11 protein-coding genes are annotated in these 13,277 nt (G+C 66.9%); 7 read left to right on the top strand and 4 right to left on the bottom strand.

The window, feature by feature from the left end:
* Positions 1–16: 16 nt before the first annotated feature.
* From AC5RWO_RS08690 to AC5RWO_RS08675, 4 genes are all read right to left on the bottom strand, one after another.
* Positions 17–2,506, bottom strand: coding sequence for a hypothetical protein (locus AC5RWO_RS08690; RefSeq protein WP_498730991.1), 2,490 nt, complete (start codon positions 2,504–2,506; stop codon positions 17–19).
* A 62-nt stretch (positions 2,507–2,568) separates the two neighbouring features.
* Entirely contained in the window at positions 2,569–2,949 is a 381-nt protein-coding gene (locus AC5RWO_RS08685) for a DUF6507 family protein (RefSeq protein ID WP_498730990.1), read from the bottom strand.
* Between the two features lie 75 nt (positions 2,950–3,024).
* The gene (locus AC5RWO_RS08680) at positions 3,025–3,330 is read right to left on the bottom strand and encodes a pore-forming ESAT-6 family protein (RefSeq protein ID WP_074701193.1); all 306 of its coding nucleotides are present in this window, start codon (positions 3,328–3,330) and stop codon (positions 3,025–3,027) included.
* 82 nt (positions 3,331–3,412) lie between these two features.
* Positions 3,413–3,751, bottom strand: a complete 339-nt coding sequence (locus tag AC5RWO_RS08675) for a hypothetical protein (protein WP_335644923.1) — start codon at positions 3,749–3,751, stop codon at positions 3,413–3,415.
* 292 nt (positions 3,752–4,043) lie between these two features.
* On the opposite strand from AC5RWO_RS08675, the gene AC5RWO_RS08670 reads away from it, so the two are divergent.
* The 7 genes from AC5RWO_RS08670 (at position 4,044) to rarD (ending at position 13,277) form a co-directional block, all read left to right on the top strand.
* Positions 4,044–4,352 (top strand): hypothetical protein, encoded by a 309-nt coding sequence (locus AC5RWO_RS08670; protein WP_498730989.1) that lies wholly within the window; start codon positions 4,044–4,046, stop codon positions 4,350–4,352.
* A gap of 3 nt (positions 4,353–4,355) precedes the next feature.
* The gene (eccD, locus tag AC5RWO_RS08665; protein WP_498730987.1) at positions 4,356–5,684 is read left to right on the top strand and encodes a type VII secretion integral membrane protein EccD; all 1,329 of its coding nucleotides are present in this window, start codon (positions 4,356–4,358) and stop codon (positions 5,682–5,684) included.
* 73 nt (positions 5,685–5,757) lie between these two features.
* Positions 5,758–6,750 carry a MinD/ParA family ATP-binding protein gene (locus AC5RWO_RS08660; protein ID WP_498730985.1) on the top strand — a complete coding sequence of 331 codons (993 nt, stop codon included), beginning with the start codon at positions 5,758–5,760 and terminating at the stop codon, positions 6,748–6,750.
* A 1-nt stretch (position 6,751) separates the two neighbouring features.
* Positions 6,752–10,777, top strand: coding sequence for a type VII secretion protein EccCa (eccCa, locus tag AC5RWO_RS08655; protein WP_498730983.1), 4,026 nt, complete (start codon positions 6,752–6,754; stop codon positions 10,775–10,777).
* Positions 10,767–11,186: a hypothetical protein gene (locus AC5RWO_RS08650; RefSeq protein ID WP_498730981.1), complete on the top strand. Its 420-nt coding sequence runs from the start codon at positions 10,767–10,769 to the stop codon at positions 11,184–11,186. The genes eccCa and AC5RWO_RS08650 overlap by 11 nt, the downstream gene beginning before the upstream one ends.
* Positions 11,183–12,181 (top strand): DUF6177 family protein, encoded by a 999-nt coding sequence (locus tag AC5RWO_RS08645; protein ID WP_498730980.1) that lies wholly within the window; start codon positions 11,183–11,185, stop codon positions 12,179–12,181. The genes AC5RWO_RS08650 and AC5RWO_RS08645 overlap by 4 nt, the downstream gene beginning before the upstream one ends.
* 61 nt (positions 12,182–12,242) lie before the next feature.
* Positions 12,243–13,277: an EamA family transporter RarD gene (rarD, locus tag AC5RWO_RS08640; protein ID WP_498730978.1), complete on the top strand. Its 1,035-nt coding sequence runs from the start codon at positions 12,243–12,245 to the stop codon at positions 13,275–13,277.

Here is a 13,277-nt window from a genome sequence, read left to right as displayed (position 1 = left end):
CAATCTAAACCGGCACTCACTCAAAGCCTTCAATGCTGCTCAATACGCGCCGCCACGTCTGGCTAAACCCGTCATAGACGCCTGCCAGGACTTCCTGCCCTGATGCATTATTCTCCCAAAGTTCAGCGCCATCCCTAAACTGGACAGCTTTGCCATTCCTTATTTCTGCCACTTCTTCAGGAACAAGGTCTGTGTCCAGGTCAGTGCTACCGGTGAAGCCATGGCCCATATTAGGTGCAGGGTCCCGTTTGGTGGACGGAACGTTGTAGTCCTCAATCTCCGGGACCCCCGATGGGCTCCCTCCTTGCTGCACAATATGGTCGTCGAGCCGTCCATCGGCAACACGGATCTGGTCCAGGCCGGTGTCACTCGTCCTAAACCGGATCGAGAAGACAGGCTTGGAGTTGTCGGGGAGGTAAGGCGTTGATTCATAGTCCAGCCGCAGCCCGTCGTGGATTTGTTGGGGTGTGCGTAGTCCACTGGTGTGTTCGGCGCGGGAAATATAGCCAACAGTTCCCGTCCGGTATGTGTTGGAGGGGTCGAACAGCGCCTCGGCCTGGCCTTGGGTGACGACCTTTTGGAAGAGCGTATTTAAATCGGGGCTCGGGATGGATCGGCGTATGTTTCGGAGTGCCTCAGCGTCGGCAAGGGATAGATCCTCCGCGTCCGCGGCCACAGTCCGGCGCAGCCATTCTTCGTCCTTGCCGTGCTGCTCGAGCGCACCCCTGACATCTTCCCAGGCATCTGCTTGCCGCAGACTGCCCAAGTCTGTTGTGACGGTATGTTCCGTTCCGTCGCGGAATACGACACGTTCGGGAGTCCCGTCGGCCGCCCGGACCAAACGGCCCGGTCGATCATCGGCGCCATTTCCATCCGGCTCGCGTTCCGGCGGTACGTCACCGGGAGAAGCCTTGGGCTCTCCAGCGCGCACTGCAGCGTCCTCAGTGTCGGCTGCCGAGGTCGCGGCTGTACCGGGCGGGGCCTCGTCCGGTTCCTTCACACCTGTTGGGGTCGAATCTGTACTTCGTGCGCTGCCATCGCCAGTGCTGGCGGGGTTCGACGTCGATCCGCCAGTCTGTTCCTTATCGGGAGTCTTCGTACCGTCGGCGCGAGCCGGATCTGGTGCGCCGGTGCCTCGAACCGGGGTGGTATCCGTGACGCTTCCGCGGCCGGGTCCGACGGGGCCTTCGGCGTCGAAGCGGTTGATCAGGTTGTCGATGCGGGTGCTGACCGGGCCCGGGCCATTGCCGGTGGACACCCCAGCGTAGGCCGGACGCGGACCGGAGAGTGAAGCCCCGACATCGTTAATGAAGTTGTCCACGCGGACGGCGGCAGGTGCCACCCGGCCCAGGGTGACGCGGGCCGTGTCCGTAGCGAAGTTGACCGTGTTGATCTTCAGCGCACTGCCCAGGTCGATGACCCGGCCGGTGTAGCCGGCGATCTTCGTCAGCCCGGTGGCGTTCACGATGCTGGCCACGCGGCTGCCGGTACTGCCGACCCGAGTCACGGCCGAGGCCACGGAACCGGTCTTGGCCACGGCGCCGCCGCCGGCAGTGAGCAGGATGGAGGCCAGATCGAAAGCAGACGCGCCGGCCGCATAGGCAGGGTCGCGCTTCCAGTCATCCCAATGGACGGCGGCCTTGCCCACGGCAACCAGGCGCTCCGCCGATTGGTCCACGATATGTTTGTTCCCGGTCGCACGAAGGGCGACCTGGGCAACCGGCGTTGCAACGATCGCCACGTCCAGCGCCAGCGTGCCGATGCCCTTCCACGTCGCGGAGAAGGTCTCCATGTCCGTGAAGTTCACCATGTTCCACAGGCCGGTCACCGTGCCGGTGATGCCGCTCCAGACGCCCTTGCCGAAGGACACCACCCCGTCGAGGGCATCGCGGTACCACGGCTTGTCCCACTCGGTGGGCTCGCCCCAGGGAATGTTCCCCTCCGCCGCCGCGGCGTCGAGCTGGTCCGCGGTATACCCGTAGGCGACCTGGTTGGCTCCCGGCCCATCCTGCGTTGTCACCACATACGAAGGCCCATCGAAGAGACCGGAGATCGCCGTCGCGCACGTGCGTTCCGCTTCCATATGCTCGGCCAGCAACGCGTCGGCGGACTTGAGGATGTTGTTGTCGTCGTTGACCAGGTCTTGGTCCTCACGCCAGTCATCGCCGCCGTCGTCGATCCGCGACTGCACGGCGAGCCAGTCGGCGTAGAGGGCGTTGTAGCGCCGCTTGGCTTCCCTGGCCCACTCGGCGAAGGTGTCGACGGCGTCTGCGACGGCGTTCGCGTCCTCCAGGACAACTTCCGCCTCGGAGGCCACCTTGTTGAAGGCATTGTGGACCTGCCAGTCCCCCGGGCCCTTGTATGCGGTGGACATGCCGGCCCACAGTGTGTGCGATTCCTCGGCCGCCGACTGGATGCCTTCTGCCTTGGTCCGCAGCTTGCCGGCGTGCTGTTCCAGCACATCGCCGTCCGGCAACGGAGGAAACTCAGAGGGATTCCAGCCCATGGTTCAATACCTCATGTGTGCGAGTGAGTGAATGAGTGAATGTGCGGCGGCGCAAACGTCGTTCAGACCGCTTGGGGAACCGGACCGTTCCGGTGCGGCGCAGGTGCGGGCTCGGGGATGTAGGCGTCATTGGCGGTGTCCTGGGCCGCCCGGACATTCTGCTCCATCGCCTGGTCACCGGTGATGATTGCGTTGACCGCGGTTGACGTGGAATTGAGGGCCTGGACGCTGCGTCCCTGGACCTGCGTCATCGCTGCCTGCAGCTTCTCTTCGGACAATCCGACCAGCGCTTCACCGATGATCTGCGACTTCGAGGCTTCCATGATGGAACTTACTTCCGCGCCGAACTCCACAAACAGGTCCGCATACTTCTCGGTCTGCGTCTGCACCCTGCCGATGATGGATTGGATCGTCGCCGATTCAATGTCCCAGTCCGCTGCCATCTTTCCTCCATGCCTGGCGTGCCTGATCCGTACGAAAGACAACGCCGGGGGTTCGGCGCTGCCTTATCTGGCTGGTTAGCCGATGTTCTGAACGGCGGCACGGGCGCGGGCACCCGTGTTGGCCGCGGTCTGGTCATTCTGCTCAAGGGTGTTCCGGACCAGGCGGATGATTTCCTTGACCTCGCCGGCCGCGTTCTTCCAGCGGGATTCCACACCCTGGTATTCCTCGGAGACGCCGTCGGCCTGGTAATCCGACATGGCGGCGGCAACGGCCTTGTCGCGTTCGGCGATCAGGCTCTCGAGCCGGCCGACGATGGACTGGATTTCGCCCTGTACCTGGGCGGAAATGTCGGTGTCGTAAGTAAGACGGTCCTGGGACATAGCAGTTCCTTTCGGAGATCCGGCGGTAGCGCCGGGAGAAGTGAAGTCTGTAAGGGATGCCCGCTGCTGCGGACCCGAGTGGCTAGCGCGAGGAGCTGAAGTTGGCGGCGTCGAAATTCGCGGCGCCCTGCTGCTGCGAGGCGTTGTCGGCGGACTCCTGGTCGCCGGTGTGGAACGCCAGGTCCATTTCGCTCTGGCCGGTCAGGATTGCGGCGAGCGCGCCATTGAGGTTGTTGGCGATTTCGTCGGCGCGGGCCTTGAATTCGTCGAACTTCACGCGGGCCTGGCCGTTGAACTTGCCTTCGAGCGGCGCTACCGCGTCAACCAGGTTCCGGACCAGCTGGCCCATGTCCTCGTTTGAGCCTCCGGTCTGTGAGGTCAGCTGCGACAGGGTCTGTGAGCCCATATCAAATTTCATCATTACCACCTTCATGGCGCTTGGCTGCGCTCTCGTCTGTCCTGGTTGATCGTTTCGCAAGAATTACCAGCAGAAGCTATGGAGACTGTCAGGGGTCTGCGGTAACCGGATAGCTCAATAGAATCCCAATTGCCACATGCGCCGCAACCGTTCAGCATGGGTAGAACTCCCCACTCGGTCTGTAATCCGGCGGTTTGGCGGTTTCGGGATGACATGATGGATATGCGTTGCCCGGCCGCAGAGCCGACGAGCACCGCCAGCCACACGAAACCGACGCCAGAAGAGGAGTGCCTGCATGGCCAACGACTACGACAGTCAGCTCATCGAGTCTGTGGTGGTCCGGCGCAACCGGCTGACCTCCGCCCTGCTGTACGGCGACAATCCGAACCAGCGCCGCTGGATGGACAGCCTGAGGTTGTTCCTGTTCAGCATTGCACTGGCCGCACTGATTGCCGCTATCTGCGTGGGCTACTCCTTTGTCAGCAACCTGCTCGCCGAACAGCGGCAGAAGCAGCAGGAACGCTCGGCCTCGGCCTGGGTGCAGCTGCATGAAGATCCCCAGCACGGGGCGCTGCCCCTTGAGAACCTACGTCCGGGAGCCTGACCGATGCCGCTCGCTTTTACCCGCGTCACGCTGATCGGCGAAAGCCGGCACCTGGATCTGCTGCTGCCGGCGGACCAGCCGGTGGGTACCCTGATGCCGCAGATCCTCGATCTGATGGCGGATTCCCCTCGCGACGAGGTCGCGGCCAAAGTGCTGGTCCAGGCCTCCGGCGAGCCGTTGCCCGACCAGGCGACACTGTCCGACGCCGGAGTCAGCGACGGCGGCAAGCTCACCTTGTTCAACGCCTCCGATGCTCCGCCGCCCGCCGTCGTCTACGACGTGACGGACACGGTTGTCGAGGAAACCGAGTCGGTGGGCGGTCGCTGGGACGAGCGCTTCCGCCACCTGATGGCCGGCGCCTTCGCCGCCCTGGGCAGCTGGGGCGCCGTGGAAATACTGCTGGGATCGTTCGCGGGCGGCAGCAGCTGGTGGATTCTGCTGGCCGTTGCGGTTGTCCTGCTGGCCGGCTCCACTCTGTTCGGGCTGCCGCAGCGCAGGAACGTGGGGCTGACGCTGGCCGGCACCGGCTGGCTCTTCGGGCTCGGCTCCGTCCTGCATCTAGACCTCGGCATCGAGCTGAAGCTGCTGGTCCTCGCGCTGCTCTCTACCGCGGCCTTTGCCGCCGTCGGGGCAATGCTGGGTCGGTCCAAGGCCATGTTCGGTGCAGCCGGGACGCTGGCCGCCCTGACCGCTATCTGGGCTGCGTGCGGCTTTTTCTCCGGTGATCCGGTCCGGGCAGCCGCCATCGCCGGCACCACCAGCATTGTGCTGCTGGGCCTCACGCCGAAGATCGCCCTCTCCGTCTCCGGTCTGGCCACCCTGGATGACCAGCGTTCCCAAGGCGGTTCCATCCGGCGTGCCGATGCCCTGGACGCCATCCGCGCCGCGCACCGGGCCCTGGCCTTGGGCACCGTTCTGACGGCGCTGTCCATCGCCGCGGCACTGTGGATTCTGGGCACGGACTCGACCCGGCAGGCGTGGACGCTGCCGCTGCTGGCCGCACTGGTCCTCGCCGCAAGCCTGCGGGCGCGGTCCTTTCCGCTGGCCGCCGAGCGGGTCTCGCTCTACATCGCCGCTTCAGCGGGAGTCGCCGCGCTGGCCATGTCCGCCCTGCTGCTGCTGGACGGCTCCGAATGGCTGGTGGGCCTGCTGCTGCTGGCGACGGCGCTGGCCGTCGGCTCCGTCCTCACGCTGAGCCTGCCGGCGCACACTGCCGCCCGCCTGCGCCTGGCCGGGAACAAAATCGAGACCATCGCCATCCTGGCCACCGTGCCGCTGATCCTCGGGCTGTTCGGACTCTTCGCCCAGCTGCTGACGAGCTTCGGTTCATGAGCCCGGCACGCACCGCCGCAGCAGACCGGTCCGCAACTCCAGCCCGACCCCGCTCCTTGGGAAGGAAGCCCCAGTGACGTACGATCCGTGGACTCCCCAGCCGGCGCCGCAGATCCGGCGCGAAGCTCAGGCCGCCCAGGCCGCAGGAGAAGGCAGCTTCGGCGGCTTCGAAACCTCCACCGACACTTTCCGCCGCCGCCTGCGCACCCGCCAGGGACTGCCCACCGGCGCCCGTGTTCTGCGCCAGCTCACCAGCCTCTTCCGCTCCGACGACTACCCGCAACGGCTCAGCGCGGCCGCCGCCGGAGCCCAGGAACCGGTCACCACCGGCCGCCGTATCGCCGTCATCAGTTCGCGCGGCGGGGCCGGCAAGACAACGACGACGGCGCTGCTCGCTTCCGTGTTTGCCGCCATGCGCCAGGACTCGGTGGCCGCCGTGGACAACGATCCTGGCCTCGGCTCCCTGACGCTGCGTCTTGGCCTCGAGCAGACGCCGTCCGTCGATGAGCTGGCTTCCGCTGTCGTGAGCGGAACCCCTGCGAGCCACGCCGAGCTGGCCGGGCGGATGGGGGCGGCCGGGGCCAATCTTTACGCCACCGGTGTCCGCCTCTGGCAACCGCGCGCGGAGTACCCGGCACTGGGCAACGCCCTGACCGCGGTCAGCCGCTACTTCCCGATCACGCTGATCGACTGTCCCACCGGCATCAGCCATCCGGACAGCGTGTGGGCGATCAAGTCCTCGCACGCCGTGGTGCAAGTGGTTCCGGCCACCGTATCCGGGGTCAATGACGCGCTCAGCTACGCGCGGGCCTGGCTGCAGGACCCGGCCACCCATGCGCTGCCCTTGCTGACGGTGGTGACCAGCACCGATTCCGACGCGCCGCTGGATCCCGTCAAGGAGGCCGTCCGGCTCAGCCGCGAAGGCCTGGACGTGCTGACCCTGCCCTACGACCGGCATCTGGCCGCCGGCGTCGAAATCGACCTGGGTCTGCTGGCACCGCAGACCCGGCTGGATGCCACTTCGCTGGCGTCCACGATCCTGCACGCAGCCAACGGGAACCGGTGATATGAGCGTCAAGCTGATCCACCGCCCCGCCCGGACCACACCGCCGGCCCGCACCGTGGAACCCTACATTCTGGATGCGCCGCCGCCGGTGAACGAGGGCCGCAGCGGCATGAACATGATGTCGCTGGTCCCGCTACTCGGCGCGGGCGCGTCCATGACGGTCATGATGCTCTTCCGCGGTTCGTCCCTGGCCGCCGTCGGCGCGTTGATGATGATTGTGACCATCCTGGCTTCCATCGCCATGATGGTCAGCCAAAAAGGAAAGCAGGCCCGGCAGAGCCGCGACCAGCGCGAGTACTACCTGGAATATCTGGAGCGCGCGCGGACCGAACTGCGCACCGATGAGCAGCGTGCCATCAAGGTTGCCCGGGTGAGCAGTCCCCCGCCGTCGGCCTTGTTCGATATCATCCGCAATCCCAAACGGATCTGGGAACGCCGCCGGCGCAACGAGGACTTCCTGGACGTGCGGATCGGCAGCGGCGAGCGGCGGAGCAGGGAGATCAGGGTTAATGACTCCACTTCTGGCCTGCAGCAGACGGACCAGTTCATGACCACCGAACTGCAGATCCTGCGGCGGCGCTTCGAGGCCTCCCCCGAGCTGCCGCTGACCCTTCCGCTGGACTCGGCCGGCAACGTCAGCCTGGTCGGTTCACGCGAGTTCGCTCTGGCCGTCTGCCGGAACCTGCTGGTGGAGGCCGCCGCGTTCCACTCCCCCGAGGACCTGCACATCGCCCTGTCCGTGCCGGAGGAACGGTACGACGACTGGGCCTGGGCTACTTGGCTGCCGCACCTGGCGGACCAGTCGCGGACACACCGCACCGGACCCGTCCGCCGGCTGGCACCCTCGCTGGATTCGCTCTCCGACCTGCTCAAGGACGACCTGCAGAACCGCTCCACCATCGCCGCCGAGGCGCGGAAGAACTATCTCAAGGCTGGCGTGGGCAATTCCATGCCGCGGCTGCTGATCATCGCCGACACGTACGGCGAGCCGCCGCAGGAACTGGCGCTGCCGGACAAGCTGTCCTCCCCCGGCCAGCTGGGTGCCACGGTCATCTACCTCACCGACAACCGCCGGCATGAACCCGGCGAGGTGAGCATCCGGATCAGCGAAGCGGCGGCCGGGCCGCGCAGCTTCCTCAGCCAGAACTACCGCGAGGATCCGGTTGACCCGGTGACCGAGGAAGGCCTGCTGGACGAACTGCCGCTGGCCACCGCGGAGTCGCTGGCCCGCGAACTGGCGCCGATGCGGCTGTCGCCCGATTCGCTTGAGCACAACAGCGCCGAGAGTTCCGTGGGTTACCTGGAGATGCTGGGCCTCTCCCCTCGGCTGGACGCCGCGGACATCCGCAGGCTGTGGCAGCCGCGCAGCGAGATCGACTTCCTGCGCGTCCCGCTCGGCCCGGATGACCGGGGCAAGCCTGCCATGCTTGATCTGAAGGAATCCGCTCAGTTCGGCATGGGCCCGCACGGCCTGTGCGTGGGCGCCACGGGTTCGGGCAAGTCGGAGATGCTGCGCAGCCTGGTGCTGGGGCTGCTGGCCACTCACTCCCCCGATGTGCTGGCCATGGTGCTGGTGGACTTCAAAGGTGGCGCCACCTTCGCCCCCTTCGAGGGCGCCCCGCAGGTCACCGGCATCATCACCAACCTCTCCGATGACCTGACGCTGATCGAGCGCGTCTACGCCAGCCTGAACGGCGAAATCCTCCGGCGGCAGGAACTGCTCAAGGCTGCTGGCAACATCGCCAACATCACCGACTACCAGCTGCACCGCCAGGAACGCTTGGCCCGCGGCGAAGAGATGGATCCGCTGCCGCATCTGGTGGTCATCATCGACGAGTTCGGCGAGCTGCTGACCGCCCGGCCGGACTTCATCGAACTGTTCCTCTCCATCGGCCGCATCGGCCGGTCCATCGGCGTGCACCTGCTGCTGAGCAGCCAGCGGATCGAGGGCGGCAAGCTGCGCGGCCTGGACACGTACCTGTCCTACCGGATCGGCCTGCGCACCCTCTCCGAGTCCGAGTCCCGCACGGTGCTGGACACCCCGGATGCCTTCCATCTGCCCCCGGTTCCCGGTTTCGGCTACCTGAAGGTGGACACCACCACCTACACGCGCTTCAAATCCGGCTATGTCTCCGGCCCTGTCGAGGTGGAGGAACCGGAAGACGAACAGGACGAGGCCGAGGAGTTGGTGCTGGCCGTCCCGCGTTACGCCGCCGTCCTCGAAGACGCCGCAACCGGTGCGGCCGGCAGCAAGCCGGCAAAGTCGGGCCTGCGGACCAAGGCCTCGCAGCGCACCACCGGGCCCACGGTCATGTCCACGCTGATGGAAACCCTGCGCACCTTCCCGCGCTCGGTCCAGCCCATCTGGCTGCCGCCGCTGCCAAGGGGCATCGCGCTGGACACCGCGGCCGGCTCCGCCGCCGCCACCAGCCAGGGCATCCGGCTGGCCAAGGGCGGCAACCTGCGCGTCCCCATCGGCCTGCTCGACGACCCGGCCAAGCAGTGGCAGGGGCTGTGGGAACTGGACCTGAACAACGCGGGCGGCAATGCCATCATCGTCGGCGGGCCCCAGTCGGGCAAGAGCACCGCCCTACGCACCATTGTCTGCAGCCTGGCCCTCACACACAGCCCGTCCGAGGTGGGCATCTACGCCGTCGACCTTCTGGGCAGCGGCCTGTTGCCGCTGGAGGGACTGCCGCATGTGGGCGGGGTCGCGGTGCGCACCAACCGCGAAGTGGTGCGCCGCACCATCGAGGAGATCGCTGCCATGCTGGACACCCGCGAGCAGCTGTTCGAGCGGTACCAGATCGATTCGCTGCAAACGCTGCGCCGGATGTGTGCCCAGGGCATGATCCCGGAACTGGCCAGCGCGGATATCGTGCTGGTGCTGGACGGCTACGGCCAGCTCAGCGACGAGTTCGACGACGTCGAAAAGAAAGTCCACTCGATCATCTCCCGCGGCGGCGGCTACGGAATCCACATGATCGTGACTTCCACCCGCACCAACGAGGTCCGCATTGCCCAGCAGGGCTTCTTCGGCAACCGGATCGAGCTGCGCCTGGGCGATCCGGCGGAATCGAATTTCGGCCGCAAACTCGCCGAGTCGATCAGCGCGGACCGGCCGGGCCGCGGCCTGATGGAGCAGAAGCTCATCGGCCACATCGCCCTGCCCCGGATCGACTCCGAGCCGGATCAGGACACCGCGGTCCAGGGCATGCGAGATCTGGTTGCCGCCGTCGCGGCCTCCACCGATGACCGCGCCATGCAGGTCCGCGTCCTGCCGCCGCTGGTGGGTGCGGAAACGGCCGTCACCCCGGCGCGGCCGGGGCGGATCCCGCTGGGCCTGCGCGAGACGGATCTGGGTACCGAGCACTTGGACATGCACGTCAAGGACCGGCACCTGGTGGTCCTCGGCGACGACGGCGCCGGCAAGACCAACGTCATGCGCTCAGTGATCCGGCGGCTGGCCGAACAGCATACGCCGGAAAACCTGGTCTTCGCGGTCTTCGACCCCCGGCGCGGCCTCGCCGACGAGGTGCCCGAAGAGTACCTCGGCGGCTATGCCACCAGCCCCGCGCTCGCCGAACAGCTGGCCGGAGCCGTGGCATCGGAACTGGACAAACGCGTCAACGGCAACAACGACGGCGTTGCCAACAACGGCGGGAATCCTCCGCGCGTTGTGCTCATCATCGACGACTATGACATTCTCACCGCGGGCGGTTCCTCCCCCTTGAGCCAGCTGACGCCCTATCTGCCGCTGGGACCCGAGATCGGCCTGCACGCGGTGCTCTCGCGCCGGGTCCGCGGTGCCAGCCGCGGCATGTACGAGGCCTTCTTCATGTCGCTGCGCGATTCGGGCAGCACCGGCATTCTGATGTCGGGCGACCGCGGCGAGGGCGCACTGCTCAACGGCATCCGCGCACGGGCACTGCCACCGGGCCGGGCCCAGCTGGTGCAGTCCGGCAAGCCCGTCAACACCGTTCAGCTGTACTACAACGCAACGGAGGCCGCCGCCGATGAGCAGTGACTGGACCGTCATCAGCCTGCGCGAACCGGACCAGCGCACCGTGGTCGAGGCCCTGGTCGCCACCGTCCCGGAGCTCAATGTCAGGGAAACCGCGGAGAACTCCCTGCTCGAACTCTTCACCGACGACGGCGAGGTCCAGCTGGTGCTCGAACTGCCGCGGCTGGTCCGCGTTCCGCAGGAGGTGCAGCGGCTGCTCGCCGGCGCGGAAGTCTCCGCGGTGCCCGGTGTCCGCGTGCCCGCTGCCTTCACCCCCGGCACCGGAGACCCCGCCGCCGAACCGCTCTGGTGGCAGGACATCCACGTCCGCGACGGGCTCCGCGAAGCCGCGGCCAGGGCCGACGCCCTCTGCCATGCCCTCGCCCGCCGGTGCGAGGGCGCCGTCGTCGTTCCCGGGATGGTGCAGCCGTGAGCCACGCTTCCGCTTTCGACTTCAGCAGTGCCGCCACAGGGGTCCTTTTCCAGGACAAACCCATCACCTACCTCTCGCCCTGGATCGCCAAGTCGCACGGGGCGGCCCAGGAAGACGGACGGCAGTTCGCCGTGCTGACACCGGGTACCGCCGCGATCAGCCTGCCGTTAAGCATGCTGCTCTCCGAACCCGGCTGCCAATGGCTGGCCACCAGCGCGGACGGCACGTTCTTCGACGGCTTCACCGGCCGGGTCCACGAATGGAACGGCGAGGTTTTCGAACCGCTGGACGAACTCGCCGAGGACTTCCTGCTGACCCCGCGCACGCCCGGCGGCCTGCTCCATGTCCGGGCCGAGACCATGCACCCGGCGAGCCTGGGCACCCGCATCGGGGACTTCACCGCGCAGCTGTTCACCGAACTCACCGGCCACCCGCCCGTCGGGTGGGGCCGGGCCGAACCGGTCAGCGAACCATGGGACACCGCGGCGATCACGGCACACTGCTATGACCGGGCACCGGAAACCTCCGGGCTGGTCGCCGTGGGGCAGCCGCGGGTGGGGACGGTGGCAGCTGCGATCGCCGTCGTCACGGTGGAACGATCCGCGGCCGGGGTCCATGAAACCGTGGAACTCCTGGCGGAAACCGCGGATCCGCTGGGCCTGGACCAGCTGGACGCCTTTGCCGCACGGATGCACCGCAGCCACGCGCGGACCGCCGTCCTGGGCCACGCCGTCGGTTTCAGCAATCTTGCCCGCCCGGCGCGTTTCACCGGCATGTCCGTTCCGGCCTGCGCATTCTTCGGCTCGGAGGCGCTGCGGGACTTCGGCGCCCGGCAGGCGCTGGCAGCCGCGGGACCGCGCGCGCGGCTGATCGGGGTTTCGCCGGTGCAGTCCCTGGCCGTGAACTACGGGCAGGAACCTGCCCCGGAGGAGAAGCACCCGCTGGAAGCCTGGGCGGAACTCGCGGGCAAACTTTCGGGCCAGCTGCCCGGCTGAGGCCGCCGCCTTATGCCCCCGCCAGCCGCCGGGTTGGAATACCCGGCCTGCCGGTGATGTTATGGGCTCTGTGTCAACTAACGACGGCGATCCAGCCTTCCCTCCCCACCAGCAGCTAACTGCCGTCGCCCCCGACCTGGATGCCACGGCGGTGACGGATGCAGTAGCAGCCGGCACCAAGGGCAGGAAACCGCGTAGCGAACACAGCACAGGCTTGCTCTTCGGGCTGGCTGCCTACGGGCTGTGGGGCATCCTGCCGCTCTACTTCGCCATCCTAGAGCCGGCCGGTCCGCTGGAAATCGTGGCCAACCGGGTGGTCTGGTCGCTGCTGTTCTGCGTGCTGCTGATGACGGCCATGCGCAGCTGGCGCCCCTTCAAGGCTGCCCTGGTGGACAAGCGCACCCTGGGCACGCTTTCGCTGGCCGCGGCGCTCATCGCCGTCAACTGGCTGACCTACACCATTGCCGTACTCAGCGAGCGCACGGTGGAGGCCTCGCTGGGCTACTTCATCAACCCGCTGATTTCCGTCCTGCTTGGTGTGCTCATCCTGAAGGAACGGCTCCGGCGTGCCCAGTGGGCGGCACTGGCCGTGGCGTTCATCGCCGTCCTGGTGCTGGCCTTCGGATACGGCAATGTGCCCTGGCTGTCGCTGATCCTAGCGTTCAGCTTCGGCTTCTACGGCCTGGTCAAGAAGAACGTCGGTACCAAGGTGGATGCCGTCTCGAGCCTGAGCGTGGAGACCTTGGTGCTGACTCCCCTGGCCGGAGCCGTGATGGCGGTGCTGATGGTCCAGGGCCAGGCAACCCTGCTCGACAACGGGCCAGGGCATTTCTGGCTGATGGCAGCCGGCGGACTCATCACCGCGCTGCCCTTGCTGTTCTTCGGAGCTGCGGCCCGGCGTCTGCCGCTGAGCATGGTGGGCATGCTGCAGTATCTGGCCCCGTTGATCCAGTTCATCCTCGCATTGGCCGTCTTCCACGAACCGATGCCGCTGGAACGGTGGATCGGGTTCGGCCTGATCTGGCTGTCCCTGATCATCCTGACCACGGACATGCTCGCTTCCTACCGCAAGCTGTCCCAACCGGCCACCGCCTGA

This window comes from Arthrobacter sp. B055-34, assembly GCF_059090425.1.
The sequence above is the reverse complement of the archived record's forward strand: the minus strand, read 5'-3'. Positions and strand labels throughout refer to the sequence as shown.